This window comes from Ruegeria sp. AB5, from assembly GCF_056542645.1.
In genome coordinates, this window is record NZ_JBQGAE010000001.1 from 698,012 (window position 1) to 722,695 (window position 24,684).

At 57.1% G+C, this 24,684-nt stretch carries 27 protein-coding genes and 1 tRNA gene; 13 read left to right on the forward strand and 15 right to left on the reverse strand.

The window, feature by feature from the left end; translation table 11 throughout:
* Positions 1–94: 94 nt before the first annotated feature.
* The 7 genes from ACR0L4_RS03545 (at position 95) to ACR0L4_RS03575 (ending at position 5,754) form a co-directional block, all read left to right on the forward strand.
* A complete protein-coding gene (locus tag ACR0L4_RS03545; protein WP_480510620.1) occupies positions 95–883 on the forward strand; it encodes an ABC transporter ATP-binding protein in 789 nt (262 codons plus the stop codon).
* Complete coding sequence (locus tag ACR0L4_RS03550) at positions 880–1,710, forward strand: ABC transporter ATP-binding protein (RefSeq protein WP_170748835.1); 831 nt, start codon at positions 880–882, stop codon at positions 1,708–1,710. Before ACR0L4_RS03545 ends, ACR0L4_RS03550 begins: the two co-directional genes overlap by 4 nt.
* A 2-nt stretch (positions 1,711–1,712) precedes the next feature.
* Entirely contained in the window at positions 1,713–2,177 is a 465-nt protein-coding gene (locus ACR0L4_RS03555) for a hypothetical protein (protein WP_480510622.1), read from the forward strand.
* Positions 2,178–2,455: 278 nt separating this feature from the next.
* A complete protein-coding gene (locus ACR0L4_RS03560; protein ID WP_480510624.1) occupies positions 2,456–2,785 on the forward strand; it encodes a hypothetical protein in 330 nt (109 codons plus the stop codon).
* 208 nt (positions 2,786–2,993) lie between these two features.
* On the forward strand, positions 2,994–4,004 hold the full coding sequence (locus ACR0L4_RS03565; RefSeq protein WP_480510626.1) for a branched-chain amino acid ABC transporter permease: 1,011 nt from the start codon (positions 2,994–2,996) through the stop codon (positions 4,002–4,004).
* Positions 4,001–5,314 carry a branched-chain amino acid ABC transporter permease gene (locus ACR0L4_RS03570; RefSeq protein ID WP_480510628.1) on the forward strand — a complete coding sequence of 438 codons (1,314 nt, stop codon included), beginning with the start codon at positions 4,001–4,003 and terminating at the stop codon, positions 5,312–5,314. The genes ACR0L4_RS03565 and ACR0L4_RS03570 overlap by 4 nt, the downstream gene beginning before the upstream one ends.
* A gap of 182 nt (positions 5,315–5,496) precedes the next feature.
* Entirely contained in the window at positions 5,497–5,754 is a 258-nt protein-coding gene (locus tag ACR0L4_RS03575; RefSeq protein ID WP_480510630.1) for a hypothetical protein, read from the forward strand.
* Between the two features lie 35 nt (positions 5,755–5,789).
* On the opposite strand, the gene ACR0L4_RS03580 is transcribed toward ACR0L4_RS03575, so the two are convergent.
* The gene (locus ACR0L4_RS03580) at positions 5,790–7,337 is read right to left on the reverse strand and encodes a helicase HerA-like domain-containing protein (RefSeq protein ID WP_480510632.1); all 1,548 of its coding nucleotides are present in this window, start codon (positions 7,335–7,337) and stop codon (positions 5,790–5,792) included.
* A 455-nt stretch (positions 7,338–7,792) separates the two neighbouring features.
* Between ACR0L4_RS03580 and ACR0L4_RS03585 the strand changes: the two genes are divergently transcribed.
* On the forward strand, positions 7,793–8,398 hold the full coding sequence (locus tag ACR0L4_RS03585; protein ID WP_170748841.1) for an invasion associated locus B family protein: 606 nt from the start codon (positions 7,793–7,795) through the stop codon (positions 8,396–8,398).
* A gap of 54 nt (positions 8,399–8,452) precedes the next feature.
* Here ACR0L4_RS03585 and ACR0L4_RS03590 read toward each other — a convergent pair whose 3' ends face one another.
* The 4 genes from ACR0L4_RS03590 to ACR0L4_RS03605 are packed head-to-tail and all read right to left on the reverse strand — an operon-like array spanning position 8,453 to position 12,696.
* Complete coding sequence (locus ACR0L4_RS03590) at positions 8,453–9,661, reverse strand: beta-ketoacyl-[acyl-carrier-protein] synthase family protein (RefSeq protein WP_480510634.1); 1,209 nt, start codon at positions 9,659–9,661, stop codon at positions 8,453–8,455.
* A gap of 9 nt (positions 9,662–9,670) precedes the next feature.
* Complete coding sequence (locus ACR0L4_RS03595; protein WP_170748843.1) at positions 9,671–9,928, reverse strand: acyl carrier protein; 258 nt, start codon at positions 9,926–9,928, stop codon at positions 9,671–9,673.
* 32 nt (positions 9,929–9,960) lie between these two features.
* Positions 9,961–11,052, reverse strand: coding sequence for a UDP-3-O-(3-hydroxymyristoyl)glucosamine N-acyltransferase (gene lpxD, locus ACR0L4_RS03600; protein WP_480510636.1), 1,092 nt, complete (start codon positions 11,050–11,052; stop codon positions 9,961–9,963).
* A gap of 36 nt (positions 11,053–11,088) precedes the next feature.
* Positions 11,089–12,696: a L,D-transpeptidase family protein gene (locus ACR0L4_RS03605; protein ID WP_480510638.1), complete on the reverse strand. Its 1,608-nt coding sequence runs from the start codon at positions 12,694–12,696 to the stop codon at positions 11,089–11,091.
* A gap of 332 nt (positions 12,697–13,028) precedes the next feature.
* Between ACR0L4_RS03605 and mepK the strand changes: the two genes are divergently transcribed.
* Positions 13,029–13,598: a peptidoglycan L,D-endopeptidase MepK gene (mepK, locus tag ACR0L4_RS03610; RefSeq protein ID WP_170748846.1), complete on the forward strand. Its 570-nt coding sequence runs from the start codon at positions 13,029–13,031 to the stop codon at positions 13,596–13,598.
* 283 nt (positions 13,599–13,881) lie between these two features.
* Here mepK and ACR0L4_RS03615 read toward each other — a convergent pair.
* The 10 genes from ACR0L4_RS03615 to iscR all read right to left on the reverse strand — a co-directional run bounded on the left by ACR0L4_RS03615 (position 13,882) and on the right by iscR (position 21,678).
* A tRNA-Arg gene (locus ACR0L4_RS03615) sits at positions 13,882–13,958 on the reverse strand.
* A gap of 66 nt (positions 13,959–14,024) precedes the next feature.
* Complete coding sequence (locus ACR0L4_RS03620; RefSeq protein ID WP_480510640.1) at positions 14,025–15,245, reverse strand: cysteine desulfurase; 1,221 nt, start codon at positions 15,243–15,245, stop codon at positions 14,025–14,027.
* An 11-nt stretch (positions 15,246–15,256) separates the two neighbouring features.
* A complete protein-coding gene (locus ACR0L4_RS03625) occupies positions 15,257–15,817 on the reverse strand; it encodes a YIP1 family protein (RefSeq protein ID WP_480510642.1) in 561 nt (186 codons plus the stop codon).
* On the reverse strand, positions 15,814–16,299 hold the full coding sequence (locus ACR0L4_RS03630) for a YIP1 family protein (protein WP_170748921.1): 486 nt from the start codon (positions 16,297–16,299) through the stop codon (positions 15,814–15,816). Before ACR0L4_RS03630 ends, ACR0L4_RS03625 begins: the two co-directional genes overlap by 4 nt.
* Positions 16,300–16,303: 4 nt before the next feature.
* A complete protein-coding gene (gene sufD / locus ACR0L4_RS03635; RefSeq protein WP_480510644.1) occupies positions 16,304–17,584 on the reverse strand; it encodes a Fe-S cluster assembly protein SufD in 1,281 nt (426 codons plus the stop codon).
* Positions 17,584–18,339, reverse strand: coding sequence for a Fe-S cluster assembly ATPase SufC (sufC, locus tag ACR0L4_RS03640; RefSeq protein WP_170748923.1), 756 nt, complete (start codon positions 18,337–18,339; stop codon positions 17,584–17,586). Before sufC ends, sufD begins: the two co-directional genes overlap by 1 nt.
* Before the next feature lie 48 nt (positions 18,340–18,387).
* The gene (locus tag ACR0L4_RS03645) at positions 18,388–18,591 is read right to left on the reverse strand and encodes a hypothetical protein (RefSeq protein ID WP_480510646.1); all 204 of its coding nucleotides are present in this window, start codon (positions 18,589–18,591) and stop codon (positions 18,388–18,390) included.
* Positions 18,591–20,111 carry a Fe-S cluster assembly protein SufB gene (gene sufB / locus ACR0L4_RS03650; protein WP_170748925.1) on the reverse strand — a complete coding sequence of 507 codons (1,521 nt, stop codon included), beginning with the start codon at positions 20,109–20,111 and terminating at the stop codon, positions 18,591–18,593. The genes ACR0L4_RS03645 and sufB overlap by 1 nt, the downstream gene beginning before the upstream one ends.
* Positions 20,112–20,129: 18 nt before the next feature.
* Positions 20,130–21,173, reverse strand: a complete 1,044-nt coding sequence (locus tag ACR0L4_RS03655; protein WP_480510648.1) for a cysteine desulfurase family protein — start codon at positions 21,171–21,173, stop codon at positions 20,130–20,132.
* A 46-nt stretch (positions 21,174–21,219) separates the two neighbouring features.
* A complete protein-coding gene (gene iscR / locus ACR0L4_RS03660; protein ID WP_170748927.1) occupies positions 21,220–21,678 on the reverse strand; it encodes a Fe-S cluster assembly transcriptional regulator IscR in 459 nt (152 codons plus the stop codon).
* A gap of 177 nt (positions 21,679–21,855) precedes the next feature.
* Between iscR and ACR0L4_RS03665 the strand changes: the two genes are divergently transcribed.
* The 4 genes from ACR0L4_RS03665 to ACR0L4_RS03680 all read left to right on the forward strand — a co-directional run bounded on the left by ACR0L4_RS03665 (position 21,856) and on the right by ACR0L4_RS03680 (position 24,620).
* A complete protein-coding gene (locus ACR0L4_RS03665; RefSeq protein WP_170748928.1) occupies positions 21,856–22,509 on the forward strand; it encodes an alpha/beta hydrolase in 654 nt (217 codons plus the stop codon).
* Positions 22,509–22,754: a hypothetical protein gene (locus tag ACR0L4_RS03670; RefSeq protein ID WP_170748929.1), complete on the forward strand. Its 246-nt coding sequence runs from the start codon at positions 22,509–22,511 to the stop codon at positions 22,752–22,754. Before ACR0L4_RS03665 ends, ACR0L4_RS03670 begins: the two co-directional genes overlap by 1 nt.
* A complete protein-coding gene (locus tag ACR0L4_RS03675) occupies positions 22,751–23,914 on the forward strand; it encodes an HD domain-containing protein (RefSeq protein WP_480510651.1) in 1,164 nt (387 codons plus the stop codon). Before ACR0L4_RS03670 ends, ACR0L4_RS03675 begins: the two co-directional genes overlap by 4 nt.
* A gap of 370 nt (positions 23,915–24,284) precedes the next feature.
* Positions 24,285–24,620 carry a DMT family transporter gene (locus ACR0L4_RS03680; RefSeq protein WP_480510653.1) on the forward strand — a complete coding sequence of 112 codons (336 nt, stop codon included), beginning with the start codon at positions 24,285–24,287 and terminating at the stop codon, positions 24,618–24,620.
* The last annotated feature ends 64 nt before the right edge of the window (positions 24,621–24,684 follow it).

A 24,684-nucleotide genomic window follows, 5' to 3' on the forward strand; every position in this document is an offset into this window, starting at 1 on the left:
GGACCTAAAAACAGACAGCCCGGGCCTTGTACCCGGGCTGTTTCAATGACAAAAGGCTGCACCCCGTTTCGCGGGGCAAAGGCAAGGGGATAAAATGATCGTCGTTGAAGACGTGCACAAGCATTTCGGCGGCTTCCACGCCGTGGACGGGGCGTCGCTGGAGATCGAAAAAGGCTCGATCACAGGGTTGATCGGGCCGAACGGTGCCGGAAAGACCACTTTGTTCAACGTGATCGCCGGAGTTTTGCCGCCCACCAGTGGACGCGTGTTCATGGATGGTGAGGATATCACCGGCCTGCCGCCGCATGATCTGTTTCACAAGGGCCTGCTGCGCACGTTCCAGATCGCGCATGAGTTTTCCTCGATGACGTGCCGCGAGAACCTGATGATGGTTCCCGGTGCCCAGTCGGGAGAATCGCTGTGGAACACGTGGTTTGGTCGCAAGCGCATCGCTGACGAAGAACGGGCACTGATGGCCAAGGCCGATGAGGTGCTGGAGTTTCTGACCATCGAGCATCTGGCCGATCACAAGGCCGGTCAGGTCTCGGGCGGGCAAAAGAAGCTGCTGGAGCTTGGCCGCACCATGATGGTCGACGCCAAGATCGTGTTTCTTGACGAGGTCGGCGCAGGCGTGAACCGGACCCTTCTCATGACTATTGCCGACACGATCCTGCGCCTGAACAAGGAACGCGGGTACACTTTCGTCGTCATCGAGCATGACATGGATTTCATTGGCAAGATCTGCGATCCGGTCATCTGCATGGCCGAAGGCAAGGTTCTGGCCGAAGGCACGTTGGACGAGATCAAAGCCAATGAGCATGTGATCGAGGCCTATCTGGGCACCGGCCTGAAGAACAAAGACAAGCTGGAGGCCGGGGCGTGAGCGACAATCCCTACCAGGACGACAAAGGCAACAAAGACGCGTCGATCACCAATACGACCGGCATTGGGACCATGACGCCGGCCCACCGCAAAAGCGGCGCAACGCACGCGGTCCAAGGTGGCCCGTTCCTGATCGGTGACACGATGACCGGCGGGTATGGCAAGGGCCCGGACATTCTTCACGATTGCACCATCGCGGTCGACAAGGGTGAAATCGCCGTCATCGTCGGCCCCAACGGTGCCGGTAAATCAACGGCGATGAAGGCCGTGTTTGGGATGCTGGACGTCCGGGCAGGCGCGGTGCGTCTTGATGGGGAGGACATTACTAAACTGTCCCCTCAGGACCGGGTGATCCGGGGCATGGGGTTTGTGCCGCAGACGCAGAATATCTTTACCTCGATGACGGTTGAAGAAAACCTGGAGATGGGCGCTTTCATTCGCCGCGACGATATCTCGGACACGATGGAGCAGGTATACGACCTGTTCCCGATCCTGCGCGACAAACGCAATCAGGCTGCTGGCGAACTTTCAGGCGGCCAGCGTCAACAGGTCGCCGTGGGGCGCGCGCTGATGACCCAGCCCAAGGTGCTGATGCTGGATGAACCCACTGCGGGCGTCTCGCCCATCGTGATGGATGAGCTGTTCGACCGGATCATCGAGGTGTCCCGCACCGGCCTGCCGATCCTGATGGTCGAACAGAACGCCCGACAGGCGTTGGAGATCGCGGACAAGGGGTATGTGCTGGTTCAGGGACGGAATGCGTATAGCGGGACGGGCAAGGAACTGCTGGCCGATCCCGAAGTGCGAAAGAGTTTCTTGGGAGGGTGAGGATGAACAGAGTTTTAATGCTTCTTTCACTACTCACAATAGTGATTTCGCCCGCTGCCGGACTAGCAAAACTGTTAGAGTTGAAAGAAACCGGCACGAGTCTTCAATGTAATGCAGTGCACGATTGCGATCCGCCTCTCGATTGCGGTGATGGCACTTCTAACGAGTGCACTCCAAGGACGGGATATTGTGACGAACCCTTCAAGTTTTCGATTCAACCCCTATCCGCAGTCGATCCGGGAGTTACAGCGTCTTTTCTCAAGGTCAAGTTTGACGATGTCGAGTTTGTTCTTACGGGTCAAAAGAGTGCACAAATTTCAGTTTTCATGGGCGAGACACCGTTAGCTGATACGGAACGCTGGCAGATCATTCTATCCGATTCCGGTCAGTTTGGCATTGAGGCAAAACTCACAAAGGGTATTCCTTCGATACGTTCGTACAAAGGTACCTGCGGAGAAGAATACTAATGGACTTACTCAACGCCCTTGTGGCGCTTTACAGCTTCACCGTAGTTCTCGCAAACGTCTGAAGCCAAACATTTGGACCAGTCAATCCGACTATTCGCGTTGTACGACGCAACTTGGAATTCGGCCAACATCCCAACAATTCCACGCGTCGGCTGCAATCCGGTCACATTGTACGATTAGCGCGGGGTCTGTGAAGGAAACACTTTCGCGGGTATGCAAATCCAGCCCCGTGAAATCAGCGAACCTTCTGAATAAAAATCTCTATTCAGGACCCAAAGATGAAAAAATGGATCTGCGTGGCAGCCGCCACTTTCTGCGCCTCCGCCGCAACAGCCGAAGAAAGACACTTTGTCTGTGTGTCTGATCGGGACGGCAGCGAAGTCCGCCTCGACCGCGCGCCCGAAGGGGACAAGGGCACTATCGCCACCAAGGATATTTCGGGCGATGCGTTGGTGTTCAAAGGTGTCGGCAACATGACGTTTGTACATATCGAAGATCAGGACGTCATGACATTTGTCGTGCACTATGACGACATGTCCTACGACCTGTCGATCAAAGGACCGCACGCCGGAACCGACCACGGCACCTGCACGGAAACGGACTTCTGATTCCCGGCCCGAACCGGCCTGCCACGCACCGACAACACCCGGTGCGTGGTGCGATAGCTTCCAGAGTTGCCCCTCGCGCATGCGCCCGGGATATTCTTCGATCTTTTTCGCCACCCGCAGGAAAATATGACGATAATCCGTGCGCGAAATGTTGTGCCTGCGCGGGCCGTTATGCCATAAGATCGCACCCGGACAGTGAGAAGACATAATGGATCTACTGAACGCGCTTGTCGCGCTTGCGAATTTTGTGATCGTGCCTGCGATTGCCTATGGCAGTCAGCTGGCCCTAGGGGCGCTGGGGGTCACCCTGATCTACGGCATTCTGCGGTTCTCGAACTTTGCCCACGGCGATACCATGGCGTTTGGGGCCATGATCGCAGTGCTAGTGACCTGGGGTCTGCAAGCCGCAGGGATCGGCTTTGGTCCCTTGCCGACAGCCCTGTTGGCTCTGCCATTCGCGATACTCGGTTGCATCGTTCTGGTGTTGATCACCGACCGCTTTGTGTACCGGTTCTACCGGGAACAAAAAGCCAAACCGGTCATTCTGGTCATCGTTTCGATGGGTGTCATGTTCATAATGAACGGGCTGGTCCGGTTTGTCATCGGCCCGGATGATCAGCGGTTTTCGGATGGTGCCCGCTTTCTGATTTCCGCGCGGGATTTCAAGGCGATGACGGGGTTGAGCGAAGGTTTGGCGATCCGAACCTCGCAGGCAATTACTGTGGTTGTCGCCGTCGTGGCTGTGGCCTTGCTGTTCTGGTTCCTGAACAAGACCCGCACAGGCAAATCCATGCGGGCCTATTCGGATAACGAGGATCTGGCGCTTTTGTCAGGCATCAATCCCGAACGCGTCGTTATGATCACCTGGATCATCGTGGCCGCTCTGGCAACGACGGCGGGTGTTCTCTACGGGCTCGACAAGAGCTTCAAACCCTTTGTCTACTTCCAGCTTTTGCTGCCCATCTTCGCATCAGCCATTGTCGGTGGTTTGGGCAGCCCGCTTGGGGCTATTGCAGGCGGCTTCATCATCGCGTTTTCCGAGGTGACCATCACCTATGCCTGGAAAAAAGTGTTGACCTATATCGCGCCTGAAAACCTTGCACCGTCCGGTTTGGTTCAATTCCTGTCGACCGACTACAAATTTGCGGTCAGCTTTGTCATTCTGCTGATTGTGCTGCTGTTCAAACCCACCGGATTGTTCAAGGGGAAAGCGGTATGACCGAGGTAACAAAGAACACCCTTTTGTTCGTCGTGGTCGGTGCGTTGATCCTTTTGACGGGGTTCACTCAAAGCTGGAACGCAGCCATTCTGATCCTGAACATGGGTCTGATCTCTGCCGTCATGGCGATCGGGGTCAACCTGCAATGGGGCTTTGCCGGGCTGTTCAATGTCGGTGTGATGGGCTTTGTCGCACTGGGCGGTTTGGCGGTTGTGCTGATCTCAACCCCGACAACGCCCGGAGCGTGGTCTGCGGGCGGCTTCGGTATTGTCCTGGCGTTGATCCTTGGGGCTGCAACGGTTGTTGCCGCCGTATTGGTTGCGCAGAAACTGCCGAAGGGCCGCACGCGGACCGTTTCGATCATCGCGATCCTTGTGGTCGGGTTTTTCCTGTACCGGGCCGTATTCGACCCCAATATCGCGGCCGTTGAAGCTATTAACCCGGCCATTGCAGGCAGCCTCGGGGGTCTGAACCTGCCGGTTCTTCTGGCCTGGCCTGCAGGCGGTTTGCTGGCCGCTGGGGCCGCATGGCTGATCGGCAAGACGGCTCTGGGTTTGCGGTCGGACTATCTGGCCATTGCAACTTTGGGTATTGCCGAAATCATCATTGCCATTTTGAAAAACGAAGATTGGCTGGCCCGTGGTGTCAAGAATGTCTATGGCATTCCACGCCCTGCTCCGGTCGTTGGATATGAGATCGAGCTGCAACAGGATCCGGGCTTTATCGCCCGGGCCGATTGGCTGGGATTGGACCCGGTGATCGCATCAACGCTTTCGGTCAAGCTGGGATACTCGGTGCTGTTTTTGGCGGTTTTGCTGATCCTGCTATGGATGGCGCAGAAAGCCCTGCACAGCCCGTGGGGTCGGATGATGCGCGCCATTCGCGACAACGAGGTAGCCGCCGAGGCGATGGGCAAGGATGTCACCCGCCGTCATCTGCAGATCTTTGTTCTGGGTTCGGCCATCTGCGGGATTGCCGGTGCGATGATGACAACACTGGATGGTCAGCTGACCCCTAGCGCCTATCAGCCGCTGCGTTTCACCTTTCTGGTCTGGGTGATGGTGATCGTTGGCGGATCGGGCAACAATTTCGGCGCTGTGCTGGGCGCGTTTCTGATCTGGTTCCTGTGGGTTCAGGTCGAACCGATGGGGTTGTGGTTGATGAACCTGATCACGTTGGGTCTGCCGGATGGAAGCGCGCTCAAGGCGCATCTGATCGACAGTGCGGCGCATATGCGTCTGTTCACCATGGGGTTGGTGCTGCTGATCGTCCTAAGGTTCAGCCCACGAGGTCTGATCCCCGAAAAATAAACCGGAGCGGGGCAAAATACCAAAGCCGCGCCAGACCCTTGGCGCGGCTTCTTGATTCTCAATGGTTTTCTGACTACACGAAACCACCGCCTTAAGTTCAGGTGGTCTGACTCCGGCGCTCGCTCGCACGCAATCAAGCCGATCCAAAAGATCATTCGCACTCAATAACAAGAGTATATGTCGTGACCAAGAAAACACTCATCACAAAAGCCGTCATCCTGCTGCCGGTCCTGACCGCCCTGACGGCCTGTATTCCGTCGCCCGAGGATCTGGAAACCACACCGGTTCAGGTTAACACCCCGAAAGGCGTTGTGACGTGTCAGCTGTATCGCCATGACCGCGTGACCTGGGACCGCGCAATTGATTTCCCGGCCACCAAGATGTCCGTGGCCGAGGCAGACGCCTATTGCCGTCAGGAAGGCCAGCGCCGCCTGAAATAAGCGTTTCGGCGCCCAGGCGGGCGCCGGTCTCGTGACTAGCGATTTCGGAACAACCCGCCCAGAATTCCGCGTACCAGTTTGCGGCCGGTTGTTCCTTTCAGTTCCTTGATGACAGCCTCGCTCATGGCTGTTGCAAAGGTGTCTTTCTTCCGCGCAACACGGGATGACGACCGCCCGACGCGGCTGCCGGTATATCTGCGGGCCGAAGCATATTCCCGTTCGATCGGAGACTGCTGGGCCAAAACCTCCTCCGCCTCAGCAGCTTCGGCCTGTTGAGCAGCGGTATCGGCACGGGCCTGCAGAATTTCGAAGGCCGACTGGCGGTCCACAGCCGTGTCATACTTGGCCGCCATGGGCGAGTTATTCAGGATGTCCTGCCGATCGGCTTTGGAAATCGGCCCCAATTGCGATCCCGGCGGTCGGATCAAGGTGCGTTCCACGACCCCGGGAACGCCTTTCTTTTGCAGCATTGATGTGACGGCCTCGCCGACGCCCACCTCTCTGATCGCGGTTTCCGTGTCGAAGGTTGGGTTTTCCCGATAGGTTTCCGCAGCCATCCGCAGATTCTTGCGGTCACGGGCCGTAAAGGCGCGCAGCGCGTGTTGAATGCGGTTGCCGAGCTGTCCCAGAATATCTTCGGGGATATCCGCCGGGTTCTGAGTGATGAAATACACTCCGACACCCTTCGAGCGGATCAGACGCGCCACCTGTTCAACCTTGTCCACCAACACCTTGGGCGCGTCGTCAAACAGCAGATGTGCCTCATCGAAAAAGAACACCAGCTTTGGCTTTTCCGGATCGCCAACCTCGGGCAGTTCTTCGAACAACTCGCTGAGCAACCACAACAGGAACGTCGCATAGAGGCGGGGCGAGCCCATCAGTTTGTCAGATGCCAGAATGTTCACCATCCCCTGCCCGTCTGCGTCCGTCCGCATAAGATCCGCCAGATCCAGCGCTGGCTCACCAAACAGCTTGGTGCCACCCTGATTTTCCAGAACCAGAAGCCGGCGTTGTATTGCACCGATTGATGAGGTCGAGACGTTGCCGTAGCGCAGCGACAGCTGGGCGCGGTTTTCACCGATCCAGACCAGCAGCGCCTGAAGATCTTTCAGATCGAGCAGAGGCATCCCTTCCTCGTCAGCCACGCGGAAGGCGATGTTGAGAATCCCCTCCTGCGCGTCGCTCAGTTCCATCAACCGAGACAGCAGCAGCGGCCCCATTTCCGTAACTGTCGTGCGCACGGGATGGCCTTGTTGCCCGAACAGGTCCCAGAAGGTGACCGGGCATGGCCCATAGGAGAAGTCGGAAAACCCGATCCGGTCTGCCCGCTCTAAAAAGGCCTGATGCAGCTTGTGCGTGGCGCTGCCCGGCAGGGCCAGACCGGACAGGTCGCCCTTGACGTCTGACAGGAATACCGGCACGCCCGCCTTGGAAAACCCCTCTGCCAGAATTTGCAGGGTCACTGTCTTGCCCGTTCCCGTAGCCCCCGCGATCAGCCCGTGGCGGTTTGCATATTTCAGCGCCAGCCCTTGCGAGGTTGCATAGCTTTCGCCTCCACCGCCCAGAAAAATCTCTTCGCCCATGTTTTTGCAGCCTTATTTTTCACCGATCCGGCCCCAGCATACAAAGTTAACCTTTGACTGCGATAGTCTATTCGTTCTCTTCGTGGCTTTGATCGCGAAGGGGCAACTTCCTCCCTGTCGACTGGCCGTGCCCTAGGGCACGGCTTTTTTGACAACCGAGGCAATTATTAAATTGAATCGGCGAGTCCGTTAAAATTTCGGGATAACTGTTGACCCTTGCGCGCCCCTCTCGTAACGTCTGCGCATAAATAAGTCGGCCAGTCCGACGGGGAGAACCATTTTGGGAAGGGAGCTGCTCCACCAGCTCCCTTTTCTTATTGTTGGCGGTGCAAAAAACACCAACTATATAAGCAGAAATCCGTTCTCTTCGGTGTCTTTCATTCGCTTAGCGACTGACAGGCACAGCGAAGGATGCTAGACGAAAGAAAAAGATCAAACAGCAAACCGAGGCATTCATGATCAAGAAACTCCTCTCGCTCAACACTATGGCAGCAGTACTTGTGTGCGGCGCAGTCAGCGCACAGGACGCACCAGCAGAGGGCGCTGATACTGGCGCTGATGCCGGTGGCGCTGACACTGGCCTTGACCTGGGACAGGAAGGGCCGCGGGTCGGTGAGCAATATGTGAAAGAGACATCCGGCGACTGGGACGTCTCGTGCATCAAGGCACAAGCCGGTGATGATCCATGTGCCATTGTCCAGATATTGAACGGTCAGCAGGGTGAACCGATTGCAGAAGTCTCGATCGGCAAACTGCCCGAAGGGGGTGCCGCCGTGGCCTGGGCCAATGTCATCGTACCCCTGGAAACACTGCTACAGGCGCAACTGGCGCTGTCAATCGACGGTGCCCCGCGCAAACTGTACAATTACCACCATTGTCTTCCGGTCGGCTGTGTTGCGCAGCTGGGCCTGAGCCAGGGTGATATCGAGGCGATGAAAGCGGGCAGCACGGCGATCTTCTCGCTGGTTCCCGCACGGTTTCCCGATCAGGTTTTGACGATGGATATGTCGCTATCCGGGTTTACCGCCGGGTTTGATGGCCTGAGCATCAACGTCAACTAAGCGATATGCCGTACCAGATCGCCGCCGCAGTTTTGGGGCGGCGATTTCTATTGGCTAAATGCGTTTGAGGGCCAGCACGGCGTTGAGCCCACCAAACGCGAACGCGTTGCTGAGGGCGACATCCACTTTCGCCTCGCGCGCCTCATTGGGCACCACATCCAAGGCACATTCAGGATCGGGTTCTTCATACCCAATGGTCGGCGCGATCACCCCATCGCGCAACGCCATGATGCAGGCCAGCAACTCTACCGCCCCGGTGCCACCGATCAGGTGGCCGTGCATGGATTTGGTTGAGGAAATCATCAGGTCATCAGCGTGCGGTCCGAAGACATCGGCCACAGCTGCGCATTCGGTTTTGTCATTTGCCGCAGTCCCGGTGCCGTGCGCGTTGATATAGCAAACGTCGCTGGCATTCAGCTTTGCATCCACCAATGCGCCCGCCATTGCACGCGCCGCGCCCTGCTTGCTGGGCATAACGATATCCGATGCATCCGACGACATTGCGAACCCAGCGACCTCGCACAGGATTTCAGCCCCGCGCGCGCGGGCGTGTTCATATTCTTCGAAAACAAAAACACCCGCGCCTTCACCCTGCACCATCCCGTTTCGGTTGGCGCTGAAGGGACGGCAGGCGTCCTTGGACATCACACGCAGCCCTTCCCAGGCTTTGACCCCGCCAAAGCACAGCATGGATTCCGACCCGCCTGTGATCATCGCCGGGGCTGCCCCGCCGCGTACCATCTGAAACGCCTGCGCCATGGCATGGTTGGATGAGGCGCACGCGGTCGACACGGTAAAGCTGGGGCCTTTCAGATTGTGTTCCATCGACACATGGCTGGCGGCGGCGTTGTTCATCAGTTTGGGTACGACAAATGGATGTACCCGGTTCTTTCCGTCTTCATAGACCGAGCGGTAGTTGTCATCCCAGGTGGAAACGCCTCCGCCTGCAGTGCCCAAAACCACACCGGACCGGGCGGCGAGATCGCCATGAAATTGAATGCCGGATTGATCGATCGCTTCTTTCGCAGCCGTCAGCGTGAATTGCGTAAAGCGGTCATACAAGGACATTTGCTGGCGGTTAAAACGCCCCTCGGCCTCGAACCCGCGCACTTGGCCGCCGATCTTGATCGCCAGGCGGTCGACATCGCGGAACTCCAGATCGGATATCCCACAGTGACCCTCGCGCATCGCCTCCAACGTATCAGGGACCGAATGACCCAATGCGTTGATGGTGCCAGCACCCGTAATGACAACCCGTTTCATGAGCCCGGGTCAGACCTTTTCAGAGACGAGCTTTTCGATGCCCGCAATAATCGCTGCTACATTCGATATGTCGAAATCATTTGCCTCGGGCTCGTTGGCATTGAAGGGAACCGAAATGTCGAACTCTTCTTCGATGGCAAAGATGCTTTCGACCAGACCAAGGCTGTCGATGCCCAGATCTTCCAACGTGCTTTCGGGCGTCACATCCGATGGCTCCAGCACGGCCTGCTCTGCAATGATTGCGATGACGCGGTCGCTGATGCTCATGTCGATCCCCTGATTGTAAATCTGAGGATGATTTAATCGCTTGGCGTCTGTTTGAAAACCGCCTTTTTAAGTGCCTCAACGTCGCGGGCCATGCGTGGCAACCGGCGCTGTGCCTTGTAGATGTCCGTGTGGGTTTCCATCTTGACACTCGGATAGCCCATGATCACCCGACCAGCCGGTACATTGGACAGGATTTTTGAGCCTCCGCCCGCAATGACACCATCCCCGATGAAGATATTGTCCGACACGCCGCTCTGACCGCCCAAAACCACGTTGTTTCCGATGTCGACCGAACCGGACACGCCGGATTGACCACAAATCAGACAATCCTGCCCGATACGGGTGTTGTGTCCAACATGAACAAGGTTATCCAGTTTGGACCCGTCGCCGATCCGAGTGTTTCGGATCGTGCCGTTGTCGATAGTACAGTTCGAGCCGACTTCGACGTCATCACCAATCTCAACAGCACCCAGTGAGTGAATGCGCAGCCAGCTTTGTGCCTTGGTTTCCCCCTGATCACCCAGTGTTTTGCGTGCAGTTTCAGCACCAGAGACATCCGGTGTAACAAAGCTGAAACCGTCCCCCCCGATCCGGGCCCCTGGTTGCGCGATAAAGCGGTCACCGATTTGCGCCCGTGCCCCGATACTGACCATTTCCCGCAGGATGGCCTGTTCACCCAGAACCACGTCGATCCCGATAGAACACTGAGCGCCGATGATAGACCCGGCTCCAATCTTCGCGCGCGCGCCAATGACGGCCAAAGGCCCAATTGCCACATCCGCGTCAATCTCTGCAGTCGGGTCGACCACGGCCGACGGGTGTATGCCGGGCGCGGCACCCTGCCCTCGGTCCAGCATCGCGGTTATCCCGGCCATAGCCATACGTGGGCGTTTGACAAAGATCGCCGCGCGCAGACCCAGCGCCTGCCAATCAGCCCCTTCCCACAGAACAGCCGCCCGCGCCGCGCCATTCGACAGCGTTTCGGCATATTTCGGGGACATCGCCATTGCCAGATCGGTTGCACCGGCATCTCCCGGTTCGGCGGCGCCCACAATGGTCAGGCTGGCGTCCCCCTGACACTCAGCCCCAAGGCTTTCTGCGATCTGCTGAATAGTAAACTGCATTGCGGGCTTCCTCTTGGCAGGACGTGCCCCCCGTGATTACCCCTGAACGTCCGGCAGGGCCACCCCCGCCTTTTGAAGTGCATCCCAAATCTTGGCATCGCGGTTATAGACGTCGCGGCGATACTGAACTTCGCCCTTCGGACCGATGTAAGCGGTGCGGTAAATCAGATGTACAGGCACCTTTTTATCCAGCTTCACAGTCGTTTCCTTGCCCGTATTCAACACCCGGTGAAAGAACGCCTTGGGGTCTTCTTCCTGTTTGGCCAGCAGCGCATAGGCAAACTCGAAAGGTTGCGCCAGTCGGATACACCCGTGCGAAAATGCCCGCACTTCACGCGCAAACAGAGATTTCTGAGGCGTATCATGCAGATAGATGTTGTACTTGTTGGGGAACATGAACTTCACCAGCCCCAGCGCGTTGCTTTTGCTGGGCGGCTGGCGCATCGCAAATGGAAAGTTGCGAGCGGTGAACTGGGTGAAGTCCACGGCGCCCCGATTGACCTGACGGCCGCTGCGGTCGGTGATCTGGATATGGCCGACGGCATTTGGATTGGTTTGCAGCTTGGGCAGATATTCTTTGGTGATGATCGAGCGTGGCACATACCAGCTGGGATTGATGACCATATGCTCCATCTCGTCCGAAAACTCGGGGCTGCGGCGGTCATGGACATTTTTACCGATCACGGCGCGGGTCTCAAAAGTCACCCGCCCTTCATCAACGATCTTGGCCGAAAAATCGGCCTGGTTCACCAGGATATGCCGCGTACCACGCTCTCGCGGAAGCCAACGTTCCCGTTCCAACGCAACGTAAACCGCCTTGAGCCGGTCCGACGCCGGACGGTTCAATTCGGTAAGGGTGCCCTGCCCGGCCACCCCGTCCGATGCCAGCCCGTGTGCAATTTGAAATGCCTGAACAGCCGCCATAAGCTCATCATCGAACACAGGGCTGGCCGTCGGCTTGAGATAGCCCATCGCCACCAAACGATTGCGCAGCTTGATGACATTCGGCCCAGTGTCTCCGTATTCAAGCTTTGCCACCGGGACGGTCGGTCCCCAGCCGCCCTGGCGCATCAAACCTTCCAGAGCCATTTTCTGCTTCATTAGGGCCCGATACTGCGGTGTCTGTGGCACCAGTTCATCAAAGTAGCGTGCACCGTGATCGCTGAGCTCTTTCAAATGCGCGGTCGGGCTGCGCCGTTCGACCTTGCGCACCAAGCCGTCATCAATTCTTGAAGGACGCAGCGCACCGGAATAGAGGCTGTCAGCGTAGGTCAGAAAAACGCGGGTCAGTTGCGCCTCGACTGCACCCATGTCGCGCACGGATCGTGCGGTCTGCATCTGGTCAATCAGGGCCTGAACATCGTAGGATGCAGATGGAAGGCCATGAATTTCGGTCTCGGACAAAGCTTTGATCAACGCTGCGCGGCGGTTGGCGTGCTCTGGCGTTTCGCCTACCCAAAGCGGGGTAAACCCGTTTTCACGGTAAAAAGCGGCAATCTGTTCCGATGAGGTGGTATTCTCGGCAACCGCCATCCGAAATGCAGTGGTCGCGCCCTGGTCCGAAGGCGCATTCGCCAGTGCAGCCGTCGCCATGACGCAGACGGTGAAAAGAATACTGGTACTGGTCCGTAACGCTGTGAGCATGAGATGGCCTTGGTTCTTCAATAGCTTATGTCTACCGGGCACTGCCGTTCATGAAATATGGTTATTGGCTCATAGGATTGTCTATTCACAAATACCTTACCCCCCGCCTTCTTTGCAGGCCTGATGCGCATAAGCCGCAGTGAGTAAAAATCATGCGTTTTTGCATCACCTGCGCAAAAAACTGCCGAAAATTCCCCCTTGAACTGGCGCGTTTCAAAGACTTCTTGGCCGTCGATTCCAACTGTGCCATAACTTCGCCATCTGGGATGGGAAAAAATTAAGACAGCGCGCGTAACATCGTGTGCAGGCAGGAACAGTACGGGACGATCAAAATGACCAAGAGCAGTACTTCGGGTTTAACCCGTCGTGCCCTATTGGGCGCATTCGCGGCAACGGCCGTTGCAGCAGCACCGACTTACTCCAATGCAGCAGGTTTCCTTCGCGGTGGCGGCGATATCCGCCGTATTCGCATGTACTCGGGGCGTACCGGCGAGCGGATTGATATGATCTATTGGGTTGATGGAAAATACATCAAGGACGCCGTCAAGGAAGTGAACCACTTCATGCGTGACTGGCGGACGGATCAAGTCAAATCCATGGATCTGCGCACCGTTGACATCATGGCGGCCTCTCACAACCTGATGGATGCGGATGAGCCCTATATGCTCCTGTCCGGGTACCGCTCACCACAGACCAATGCGATGCTGCGGTCGAAATCCCGACGTGTTGCCCGCAACTCTCTGCATATGCAGGGTCAGGCAGCGGATCTGAGGCTGGCGTCACGGTCGGTTTCGCAGATGGCCAAGGCGGCGATGTCGTGCCGCGCGGGCGGCGTTGGTCAGTATTACCGGTCGAATTTCGTGCACATGGATTGCGGTGTCGTCCGCTCGTGGCGCGGATAACGCAGCACAGGAAGTGTCCTGAATTTTACGGTCCATCCTTCTGTCCTGTTTGGCGTGGATGTCAGCGTTTGGCACGGATAAGACCGTGTCTTCGCCCTCAAGACGCAACACGCTCAATCTTTTTTCAATCTCCTATCGGTTTCCTGCCATCACCTGTCTAAAGAACTTCCCAGTGGGTAAGAAGGCATAGGCTTTGTCCAATAGCTGAAAAGAACCAACGGGCTTTTGGCCGTTCACCTTAGTCCTCGGCCGAGACGGGCCTGAACTCAAAACCTTTTTGAAATGGCGCACCTGAGAGGATTCGAACCTCTGGCCTCTGCCTTCGGAGGGCAGCGCTCTATCCAGCTGAGCTACAGGTGCCTTGGCCGTTAGCTAACCTTGTTCCGGGTCGGGCGCAACTGCAAATCTGTCCGACCGGTTATGGTTTCAGGCAAACAGATCATGTGCCAGTTCCAGCGCGTCAATCAGGGTGTCGACCTCATCGGTCGTGTTGTAAAGGCCAAAGCTGGCCCGGCAGGTGGCTGTCACCCCAAGGTGATCCATCAGGGGGCCAGCACAGTGGTGACCGGCACGAACAGCAACGCCCTTCTTGTCCAGAATGGTCGAGACATCATGTGCGTGCCCGGCCCCATCCAGAGTGAAACTGAAGATCGCGGCCTTGTCCGGGCGGGTGCCCTGAACCTGCAACCAGTTCAGGCCGGTCAGGCGTTGCATGGCATAGTCGCGCAGACCGGATTCGTGCTGAGCGATGTTGTCCATTCCCAGTTCCATCATGTAGTCCAGCGCCGCGCCCAGCCCGATGGTTTGCACAATCCCGGGGGTACCCGCCTCAAACTTCATCGGTGGATCGTTGTAGATGACCTGATCCTTGCTGACCTCTTTTATCATGTCCCCACCCCCGAGAAAGGGGCGCATCTCGGCCATGCGGTCGGATTTGATGTAGATCGCGCCAGACGCCGATGGGCCATACAGTTTGTGTCCGGTGATCGCGTAGAAATCGCAACCAATCTCCTGCATGCTGACCGGCATGTGAACTGCGCCCTGGCTGCCATCAACCAGAACCGGCACGCCTTTGGCATGGGCCCCTTCAGTGATCGCTTTGACATCCACAACCGTGCCCAGAACGTTTGAGCAATGCGTGACCGCGACAAGCTTGGTCCTGGGACCGATGGCATCAATCACGGCCTGCGGATCAAGCCCGCCATCCGCGTCCACATCGACCCATTTCAGAACCACCCCCTGCCGTTCGCGCAGAAAGTGCCATGGGACGATATTCGCATGGTGCTCCATGACGCTGAGAACGATCTCATCCCCCGCCTCAAGCCGTGGCATGGCCCAGCCATAGGCGACCAGATTGATCCCCTCGGTCGTGCCTGAATTCAGGACGATTTCATTCTCATCCGCCGCGCCAAGAAACTGCGCGACGGTGCCGCGCACGGCTTCGTATTTTTCGGTCGACAGATTTGACAGATAGTGCAGCCCGCGATGAACGTTTGAGTATTCCTCAGCATAGGCACGGGTTACGGCATCGATGACGACCTGAGGTTTCTGAGCCGACGCGCCATTGTCCAGATAGGTCAGCGGTTTGCCGTTCACCTGGCGCGACAGGATCGGAAAGTCGGAACGGATTTTCTGCACATCATACATGAGAAAGCTTTCTAGACAGGTCCAGCCGGGCCGAACATGAGAACGATGGGCACCGCCGCAAGCGCAGACAGAAGTATGACACCAAATGACTTGCCCAGAGATCCAAATCGATGCGCCTCATTCAGAAAGTGAAGCGTGATATAGAGGCTGAAAATTGCCGTCGCCAGAATCAGCGGAACCATCAGCGCCGGTGCGGCGAAACTCAGCACCAGTGACACAATCAGCGCGGCGATCTGAAGGAATTGCAGCCAGACCGTCAAGATCATCAACTCTTCAAAGGTACCGGTGCCCCCCAGAAACCGACCGACATAGAGGAACGCCAAGATGCTCAGCATCATGGTCCCTGCCGATCTGAGCAACACGATCGGGACCGACTCGGATATGGCCGGCCCATCCACCGTGGCCACAGACAGATCGATTCCCAATTGCACGATGCAGTTGAGGACCACGGCCAGGAAAAACCCCAGCCACAGCACTTCTCGTCCTGGATGAAGGGCCAGCAATTGGCGAGCCGCTTCGGCGGGTTTGCTGAGCGTCAACAGCGCCAGTGGACCCAGAGGTGGAACATTCATTCAGTGGACCTTTGTACTTGTCGTAATCCGGATAACCAGAACCAGACAAAAACGGCAACCCATATTAGACCCACTAGGGTCAGTGTCGGACCCGGGCCGATGAACCCGGCGACCAACCCGTTCAGCAAAACCAAAGGCGCTGACGACAGAAGTGCCCAGAACAACGCCAGCCGCGCCCCATAGGCCGAGCCTTTGCCGCCAACCAACCGGGCAGCCCAGTGCGACACAAATGCGAGGCTGTAGAAGAACAACGGAAGAATGAAGACCGAGCCCAGCAAGGCTCCGCCCAAAAGCATGTTCAGTTCCACCCCTTCCAGATGCGCGCGGCGCGCAAGGCCGGGCATCTGGGCGATGAACGAGACAAGACAGAACGCCATGACGAAAATCAACGCCCGGTCTTCGCGCGGCCCCATATCCAGAAGCCGGCGCACAACACGCCCCGGCCCCCGGTATGTGGCAACGATATCAGATGAGACCGGCATGATATCAGCTGCGGCGCGCCAACCAACCTTCCAGACGGCTCACGATAGCCTCGGCCAATGCGCCGTCTTCGATCTCGTCGACCGCTTCGGCTAGGAAAGCCAGCGTCAGCATGTTGGTGGCGTCTTTGGTCGGAACCCCGCGCGAGCGCAGATAGAACAGTGCCGTCTCGTCGATTGCACCCGAGGTGGACCCGTGCGAACAGGCAACATCGTCGGCATAGATCTCAAGCTCGGGTTTGGCGAGAAATTGACTGTCATCGTCCAGCAGCAAGGATTGGCTGATCTGATACCCGTCGGTTTTCTGCGCACCTTCCTTTACCAGGATTTTGCCCTGAAACACACCGGTCGCCCCGTTACGCAGCACCTTCTTGAACACCTGACGGCTTTCGCAATTCACGGCATCATGGGTGACGAACACGGTGTCATCGTGGTGGAAATCACCATCGCCGACGCACGCACCTGCAACATGTGCGACCGCATCATCGCCGGTCAGTTCAACGACCTGCTCGTTGCGGGTCAGCACGCCATTCACGGTCAGGGTGAAGGATTTGTAGACCGATTCCTTGCCCAGCCGGGTGAACATGTGCGTGGCAGCGCGACGCTCATGATCCCTACCCTGCGCGCGGACATGGTGCAGCGTGCCATTGTCGGCAATGTCGATCTCCATACACTTGTTAAATCGCGACGCTGCCGGACCGGTTTCCAGGATGGTCGCCTCAGCTTCGCTTTCCACGCGGATCACGTGATGCAGGATGGCGTCCGAGGTCGGCGATGCATGGCGATAGATCAGGTTGATCGGCTTCGAGGGCTTGCCGGTCACATGAATGGCCACGCCATCCGATGCAAATGCGGTGTTCAGCGCGGCCAGAGGGCGCGGAACCGGGACCTGCCCACGGGTTTCCAGAACGCCATACAGGTCCTTGGCCCAATGGATGTCCTTGCAGCAAATGTCTTCCAGCCGATCGATGCTGACACCTTCCAGTGTCAGATCATCAGACTCCTCGGGGCTGAAAACACCATCGATAAACACGATGCTGAGCCTGTCGAACTCGTCGAATATCAAGGATTCGTCGTCGGCAAACACCGCAGCGGGCATGGCCGCAGGTGCGACCAGAGTGTCGGGCTGCGTATATTTCCAGTACTCATCGCGACGCCCCGGCAATCCGGTTTCCAGCACCCGCGCCAGTGCATCCTCGCGCGCCGCGCGGGTGCATCCTGCGTCAGGCATGGTCAGCGCAGCCAGCCGCGCTTCGGTTGCGGTTTGTTTGACTTCGGGCAAGGCCATCAGTTCACCTCGGCAAGGATGTCGGAATAACCGTTGTTTTCGACCTCAAGCGCCAACTCGGGGCCACCGGATTTTACGATGCGACCATCGGCCATGATATGCACGACATCCGGTTTGATATGGTCCAGCAGGCGCTGATAGTGGGTTATCACCAGAAAGCCCCGGCCTTCATCCCGCAGCGCGTTCACCCCTTCGGCGACCAGCTTCATGGCATCCACATCCAGACCTGAATCGGTCTCGTCCATGATGCACATTTTCGGCTCAAGCATGGCCATCTGCAGGATTTCGTTGCGCTTTTTCTCACCGCCAGAAAAGCCCACATTGACCGGACGCTTGAGCATATCCGCGTCGATCTTCAACGCTTTGGCCTTGGCACGCACTTCTTTCAGGAAGTCCGCTGCCGACAGTTCATCCTCACCCCGCGCTTTACGCTGAGCGTTCACCGCGGTGCGCAGGAAGGTCATGTTGCCTACGCCCGGAATTTCTACAGGGTATTGGAACGCAAGGAAGACACCAGCGGCTGCACGTTCTTCTGGCTCCATCTCCAGCAGATCTTCGCCTTCCAGAGTGGCCGAGCCTTCGGTGACCTCATACCCGTCACGCCCCGACAGCACATAGCTGAGCGTTGATTTGCCCGAGCCGTTCGGTCCCATGATCGCATGCACCTTTCCGGCCTCGACCGTCAGGTCCACACCTTTGAGGATCTGCTTGTCTTCTTCTTCAAGCTGTACGTGCAGGTTCTTGATTTCCAGCATGTTTTGTCCTTTTGCGTATCGCATAGGGCACCTTTGCCCCGAAAATTTCTATCTCAGAACTTTGCGGATCAGTCGCGCGGCAATCCAACCCAGAATTGCCCCTACTCCAATCGCCCAGACCGGGTTGATGAACTCCATAGGGTTGATGTTCACGTAAGCCACGCCCAGCAGACCACCCAGAACCGGAAGGATATAGCCAAGCCAGGTCAGCACATCCTCCTTCCGAACGCGCGGACCGGACGTGCGCGTCATCAACCGACCGACCCTTCCAGTGAGATCGCCACAAGCTGCTGCGCTTCCATCGCAAATTCCATCGGGAGGGCTTGCAAAACGTCCTTGCAGAACCCGTTGACGACCAGCGCCACGGCCTCTTCCTCGTCCATACCGCGTTGACGGCAGTAGAACAGCTGATCATCGTCTACCTTTGAGGTCGTCGCCTCATGCTCAACGCGGGACGAGTTGTTCTTGACCTCGATATACGGCACTGTGTGCGCCCCGCATTTGTCGCCGATCAGTAGGCTGTCGCACTGTGTATAGTTGCGGCTGTCCTTGGCTTTAGGGTGCATCGACACCAGACCACGATAGGTGTTCTGTGCCTTGCCCGCGCTGATCCCCTTCGACACGATGCGCGATTTGGTGTTCTTGCCCAGGTGCACCATCTTGGTGCCGGTATCGGCCTGCTGATAGTTGTTGGCGATTGCAATCGAGTAGAACTCGCCCTGGCTGTCGTCACCGCGCAGGATGCAGGACGGGTATTTCCACGTGACGGCTGAGCCGGTTTCGACCTGCGTCCACATCACCTTGGACCGGTCGCCCCGGCAATCGGCGCGTTTGGTCACGAAGTTGTAGATACCGCCCTTGCCGTTCTCATCACCGGGGAACCAGTTCTGGACGGTCGAATATTTCACTTCGGCATCTTCCTCGACGATGATTTCCACAACAGCCGCGTGCAACTGCGCAGTGTCGCGCTGAGGTGCGGTGCAGCCTTCCAGATAGGACACGTATGAGCCCTTGTCGGCGATGATCAATGTGCGTTCGAACTGGCCGGTGTTCTCCGCGTTGATACGGAAATAAGTGCTGAGTTCCATCGGGCAGCGGACGCCCGGTGGGATGTATACGAACGATCCATCCGAGAACACAGCCGAGTTCAGCGTGGCATAGAAATTATCCGAGACCGGAACGACGGTCCCAAGGTACTTTTTCACCAGTTCCGGATGTTCCTTGATGGCCTCCGAGATCGAACAGAAGATCACCCCGGCTTGTTTGAGTTCTGCCTGGAACGTTGTTCCTACAGAAACCGAGTCAAACACCGCATCCACAGCGACCTTGCGGCCTTCGGCAGGCATGTTTTCGGCGCCCTCTACACCAGCCAAGATCATCTGTTCTTTCAGTGGGATACCCAGCTTTTCGTATGTGGCCAGCAGTTTGGGATCGACCTCATCCAGAGACTTGGGCTTTTCCTCCATCGATTTTGGACGCGCATAGTAATACTGGTCCTGAAAATCGATCGGCGGGTAATGCACCATCGCCCATTTCGGCTCATCCATCTTGGTCCAGCGCTCGAACGCGGCCAGACGCCATTCGGTCATCCATTCAGGTTCTTCGTTCTTTTCCGAGATTAGCCGCACGATATCCGGATTCACGCCCTTGGGCGCGTATTCCATCTCGATATCGGTGTCCCAGCCGTATTTGTAAGTGCTAACCTCACGCACCGCATCCACGGTTTCCTGATCAACACCTTCTTTCACCTGGGTCTGGTCCAAAGCGGCCATATGTTTCACTCCATCCTATCACGCGGCGCGCGCGCGATGCTTTTTCTCTTTCTCAAGCCACGTTTCGGCGAAACGCAGCACGTCTTCTTTCCTTGTCCGGGGTCCCAGCGATACGCGAATTGCGCTGGCTGCTGTCACCTCGTCATATCCCATGGCCGTCAGAACTGCGCTGGCACGCACCTTCCCGCTGGAACAGGCCGAGCCCGCACTGACCGCAAATCCCGACAGGTCCATCTGCATGACCTGCGTTTCACCTTTCCATCCGGGGGATGCGAAACAGAGGGTATTTGGAAGGCGTTCCTGCCCTTTCCCGACAAAAATAGGTGAATTAAAGCCAGCCTCAAGGGCGTTTTCTAGAATATTTCTAAATTCTTCTGTTTGCTCCCAAACGCCATCGGCCAAATCACGTGCCGCAGCTTCAGCTGCGGCTCCGAACCCCGCGATTCCAATGACATTTTCCGTACCCGAGCGGCGACCCATTTCCTGACCGCCGCCCTTGATCTGAGCCGCAAGATCCGTACCCCGCTTCATCACGACCGCGCCAATACCCTTGGGCCCGCCCAGCTTGTGCGCCGAGATCAGCGCCATCTGCACATCCAGCCAGTTGAAGGCAATCGGAAGCTTTCCAAACGCTTGCGTCGCGTCGGTCATGGCGAGGCCGGGCGGCAAAGACTGGACAATCCCTGTTTCGGAATTGGCCAGCTGTAACGTCGCGTGCGACGGCTCTGACACCTGAACCTGTCCGTCTTTCGAGACTGGCAAATCCTCGACAGTCCACGCTCGTACCGCATCATGTTCGATAGCCGCCCCATGCAGGCCCCGCCCCGCAAGGGTCAGCGCCGCCCCTTCTGTGGACCCGGATGTAAAGACGATATCCGCACCATCTGCCCCAAACGCTGCCGCAATCTGGCTGCGCGCGCGCTCGATAAGTGCTTTGGCGGCGCGCCCCTCGGCATGGACCGAAGATGGGTTTCCGCATAGATCCATCGCTGCAATCATCGCGTCGCGCGCCTCAGCCCGCAAAGGTGTTGTTGCATTGTGATCGAGGTAAATGCGAGTCATGGAGTCATCTTTTCACGGACCGATTTTAAGCAACTCAAAGTCAAACCTATTCGTCCACCACAGCGAACAGGCTTGGCACCGCCGGGCACGGTGCGAGATCATTCTTGATCACGTCTGACAGGCGCGTCTGGTGCAGGAAGACATAGACATGGGCGCTCAACCCTTCCCACAACCGGTTTGTCAGTGACTGTGCACGGCTGCCCGATGACGCCCCTGACGCCCCTGCGCCTTTGGTCAGTGCATTGACCGTCTCGTCCACCGCCGACAGGATATCGACCACACGGATCTCGGATGACGGCCGCGCCAGACGGTATCCACCGCCAGGCCCACGCACCGACGAGACCAATTCGGCCCGGCGCAGTTTTACGAACAACTGCTCGAGATAGGGCAGAGAAATATCCTGACGCTCCGAAATCTCGCCAAGCGTGACCAGCCTGTCAGAGGGTTGCAATGCGATGTCAGCCAGCGCAACCATGGCGTAACGACCTTTCGTCGATAGCTTCATCGTCATTTCCTCTCGGCAAGATACGCTTGAAATCATTGACGCCGCCGTCGCCAGTGCGTATCTCCGACGGACAGCGCGTCTGCGCAGGATAACTTATTTAGAACCGTTCTAAGGTGCCCAACAAATACAGTCAAGTATTTCCCGGCGCCCCGAGATAAAGACAGGACCAAAGCACACATGCCCGAGGTGATTTTTCCCGGACCCGAAGGCCGCCTGGAAGGCCGTTACCACCCGCAAAAGGAAAAAGACGCACCGATCGCCATCGTGTTGCACCCGCATCCACAGTTCGGCGGGACCATGAACAACAAGGTCGTCTACAACCTGCACTATGCTTTTTACAACATGGGCTTCACCGTGTTGCGTTTCAACTTCCGTGGCGTTGGCCGCAGCCAGGGAGAATATGACCAGGGCGTGGGTGAACTCAGCGATGCGGCGTCGGCGCTGGATTACCTGCAGTCGATGAACAACAACTCGAAACATTGCTGGGTTGCAGGGTTTTCGTTCGGGGCATGGATCGGGATGCAGCTGCTGATGCGCCGCCCCGAGATCACCGGCTTTATCAGTGTGTCGCCCCCGGCCAACATGTATGATTTCTCGTTCCTGGCGCCCTGCCCGTCTTCGGGTCTGATCATCAACGGGTCGTCTGACCGCGTTGCCCCGCCGGCGGATACCACGGCGCTGGTCAACAAGCTGCATGAGCAAAAAGGGATCACCATCACCCATAATGAGGTCGAAGGGGCAGATCACTTCTTCCAGGATCGCCACATGGACACGCTGATCACCGATGTTAGCGACTATGTGAAACGTCGCCTGACCGAGACCACGCGCTGATGTCAAACACCATCAATACCCTCGCTGCCAAACTGGCCGAGGATACGATGAAGGTTATGGATGAAACCGGCGATGACCGCTTTTTTATGGAGGTCGGCGAATTGCTGGGCGCATCCTCTCAATCTCTGGAAGAGGCATTCCTGACAGAAATTCGCGTGCGCATTTCTGAGCGCAAGGCAAGGGAATTCGTGATCAAACGCCTGTCCGAGCATCGCTCCAAGCTGAAAGCCATTGAAAAACAATGAACGATCGTCTGTCCGCGCAAATCGCGTTTCTGAAACTGGCAGACAAACTGAAGATGGTCGAGCGGGCAAATGTTTTGCTCGATCAGTCCCGTCCTGAAAACTCAGCCGAACACAGTTGGCATCTGGCCTTGTGGGCCTTGGTCATGGCCCCGCTGGCCGGATCGGATGTGTCAGTTGACCGTGTGATACGGATGCTGTTGCTGCATGATCTGGTCGAGATCATTGTCGGTGATCATCCGATCCATCTGGAGACCGATTGGCAAAGTGTCGCCCGGGCCGAGCAGGCCGCCGCAACCGAACTTTTTGGCATGTTGCCTGCGGACCAAGCCCAGAGCTTTTTCGAATTGTGGTCGGAATTTGAGGCGGATGAAACCGCGGATGCGCAATTTGCCAAAATACTCGACCGCTGTCAGCCACTGTTTCAAGTGTTGTGTGCCGCAAACCCCCGCCCCGACCATGTCGAGATTGCACGCGAGAACCTGGAAGGCGGTCGGGCGGCCTATCTTGCGCGCGCCTTTCCTTTGGCCTTCGATCATGCAACCTCGCTTTTGGCGGGGTCGTCCGGAAGCCTGTCTGGCTTTTCCCAACGACTTGCGTTTCTGACCGAGGCGGATCAGCTGAAGTCGGTTCTGCGCGCCTCGCGCCTGATGGCCGGGAACAGGTTCGAAAACTCGGCCGAGCATTCCTGGCACATCATGCTATATGCGTGGATCTTGTCGGAACATGCAGTGTCAAACATCCGTCTGGACAGGGTTCTGCAGATGCTGTTGCTGCATGACATCGTCGAAATCGACGCCGGGGATCACCCCATTCACGGACAGGTTGATCATGTCGCGCAAGCTGCCAAGGAAGAGGCCGCCGCACGTCGCCTGTTCGGCTTGTTGCCGCAGGAACAAGGGCGGGTCTTTTCATCCCTTTGGACCGAATTCGAAGCCGTCGCGTCAGATGACGCACGATTTGCCAAGGCGGTTGACCGGTTTCAGACCCCGATCGCCAATCTTGAGACCGGCGGCGGATCTTGGGTCGACTATGCCGTGACCTATCCGCAGATCGAAACCCGCGTGCGCCCGGCCATTGAAATGGGCGCCCCAAAGCTTTGGCACTGGTTGCAGCCACAACTGGCTGAGTATTTCGAAATCTCCGTCTGCGCGGGTGGATGACCCAAAAGAAAAAGGGCCGCTTCGGGCCCTTTTCCTCTGCTTAGTTCTTTTCGACGCCTAGATTACGCTACCATCAAACTTTTGAACCACTTTGGCTGCATCAATCTCGACGGACCCCCCGCCTGCAAGCCACCCTAGCGCCACAATAAGAGCCGAAGCAATTACGACAGATATAGAAAACTTCGTCATCAAAACATACTCGGTAACAAATCAATAAATATGCCGAAAAGATTGCATAAATTGTCGTTGACCCAAAGTCAGGTATACCTGACCTTCCTAGACTGATGCCCGTGTTTCATCGAGCTGAAAACGCTTGCCCGCGGTCTGCCGGATATGCTCAAGATTGCCGTATCAATTCCAAAGGTTCCCGATGCCCAAAGCCTATCTGATCCTGCTTCTGGCGGTCTTTGCTGAAACCGTCGGAACAACAGCATTGCAGGCCAGCCAACAGTTTAGCCGGTTGTGGCCGTCGATCTTGGTGGTGGTCAGCTATGGCTGCGCCTTCTACCTGTTGGGGCTGACGTTAAAATTCATGCCTGTGGGCGTCGTCTACGCAATCTGGTCCGGGCTGGGCATCGTCTTTATCGCGATCATCGGTTTTGTGGTTTTTGGCCAAAAGCTGGACCTTTGGGCCGTTCTCGGTCTGACACTGATTTTGGCCGGAATTTTGCTCATTCACCTGTTTTCCAACACCACGGGCCACTGAGCGCCGGTTAGGGCTGGCATATTTCGCCACACCACGTTATGCGCCGGGCAACTTTCCGTTCAAA

What these genes read in the sequence shown, in the direction of transcription:
- ACR0L4_RS03625 (WP_480510642.1), bottom strand. Translation starts at nt 15,817, where the DNA reads ATGAATGTTCCACCTCTGGGTCCACTGGCGCTGTTGACGCTCAGCAAA.
- sufC (WP_170748923.1), bottom strand. Translation starts at nt 18,339, where the DNA reads ATGCTGGAAATCAAGAACCTGCACGTACAGCTTGAAGAAGAAGACAAG.
- ACR0L4_RS03565 (WP_480510626.1), top strand. Translation starts at nt 2,994, where the DNA reads ATGGATCTACTGAACGCGCTTGTCGCGCTTGCGAATTTTGTGATCGTG.
- sufB (WP_170748925.1), bottom strand. Translation starts at nt 20,111, where the DNA reads ATGGCCGCTTTGGACCAGACCCAGGTGAAAGAAGGTGTTGATCAGGAA.
- ACR0L4_RS03670 (WP_170748929.1), top strand. Translation starts at nt 22,509, where the DNA reads ATGTCAAACACCATCAATACCCTCGCTGCCAAACTGGCCGAGGATACG.
- ACR0L4_RS03630 (WP_170748921.1), bottom strand. Translation starts at nt 16,299, where the DNA reads ATGCCGGTCTCATCTGATATCGTTGCCACATACCGGGGGCCGGGGCGT.
- ACR0L4_RS03645 (WP_480510646.1), bottom strand. Translation starts at nt 18,591, where the DNA reads ATGACGCGCACGTCCGGTCCGCGCGTTCGGAAGGAGGATGTGCTGACC.
- ACR0L4_RS03655 (WP_480510648.1), bottom strand. Translation starts at nt 21,173, where the DNA reads ATGACTCGCATTTACCTCGATCACAATGCAACAACACCTTTGCGGGCT.
- ACR0L4_RS03555 (WP_480510622.1), top strand. Translation starts at nt 1,713, where the DNA reads ATGAACAGAGTTTTAATGCTTCTTTCACTACTCACAATAGTGATTTCG.
- lpxD (WP_480510636.1), bottom strand. Translation starts at nt 11,052, where the DNA reads ATGCAGTTTACTATTCAGCAGATCGCAGAAAGCCTTGGGGCTGAGTGT.
- ACR0L4_RS03620 (WP_480510640.1), bottom strand. Translation starts at nt 15,245, where the DNA reads ATGTATGATGTGCAGAAAATCCGTTCCGACTTTCCGATCCTGTCGCGC.
- ACR0L4_RS03545 (WP_480510620.1), top strand. Translation starts at nt 95, where the DNA reads ATGATCGTCGTTGAAGACGTGCACAAGCATTTCGGCGGCTTCCACGCC.
- ACR0L4_RS03595 (WP_170748843.1), bottom strand. Translation starts at nt 9,928, where the DNA reads ATGAGCATCAGCGACCGCGTCATCGCAATCATTGCAGAGCAGGCCGTG.
- ACR0L4_RS03580 (WP_480510632.1), bottom strand. Translation starts at nt 7,337, where the DNA reads ATGGGCGAAGAGATTTTTCTGGGCGGTGGAGGCGAAAGCTATGCAACC.
- ACR0L4_RS03680 (WP_480510653.1), top strand. Translation starts at nt 24,285, where the DNA reads ATGCCCAAAGCCTATCTGATCCTGCTTCTGGCGGTCTTTGCTGAAACC.
- mepK (WP_170748846.1), top strand. Translation starts at nt 13,029, where the DNA reads ATGACCAAGAGCAGTACTTCGGGTTTAACCCGTCGTGCCCTATTGGGC.
- ACR0L4_RS03665 (WP_170748928.1), top strand. Translation starts at nt 21,856, where the DNA reads ATGCCCGAGGTGATTTTTCCCGGACCCGAAGGCCGCCTGGAAGGCCGT.
- sufD (WP_480510644.1), bottom strand. Translation starts at nt 17,584, where the DNA reads ATGGCCTTGCCCGAAGTCAAACAAACCGCAACCGAAGCGCGGCTGGCT.
- ACR0L4_RS03675 (WP_480510651.1), top strand. Translation starts at nt 22,751, where the DNA reads ATGAACGATCGTCTGTCCGCGCAAATCGCGTTTCTGAAACTGGCAGAC.
- ACR0L4_RS03560 (WP_480510624.1), top strand. Translation starts at nt 2,456, where the DNA reads ATGAAAAAATGGATCTGCGTGGCAGCCGCCACTTTCTGCGCCTCCGCC.
- ACR0L4_RS03590 (WP_480510634.1), bottom strand. Translation starts at nt 9,661, where the DNA reads ATGAAACGGGTTGTCATTACGGGTGCTGGCACCATCAACGCATTGGGT.
- ACR0L4_RS03605 (WP_480510638.1), bottom strand. Translation starts at nt 12,696, where the DNA reads ATGCTCACAGCGTTACGGACCAGTACCAGTATTCTTTTCACCGTCTGC.
- ACR0L4_RS03570 (WP_480510628.1), top strand. Translation starts at nt 4,001, where the DNA reads ATGACCGAGGTAACAAAGAACACCCTTTTGTTCGTCGTGGTCGGTGCG.
- ACR0L4_RS03585 (WP_170748841.1), top strand. Translation starts at nt 7,793, where the DNA reads ATGATCAAGAAACTCCTCTCGCTCAACACTATGGCAGCAGTACTTGTG.
- iscR (WP_170748927.1), bottom strand. Translation starts at nt 21,678, where the DNA reads ATGAAGCTATCGACGAAAGGTCGTTACGCCATGGTTGCGCTGGCTGAC.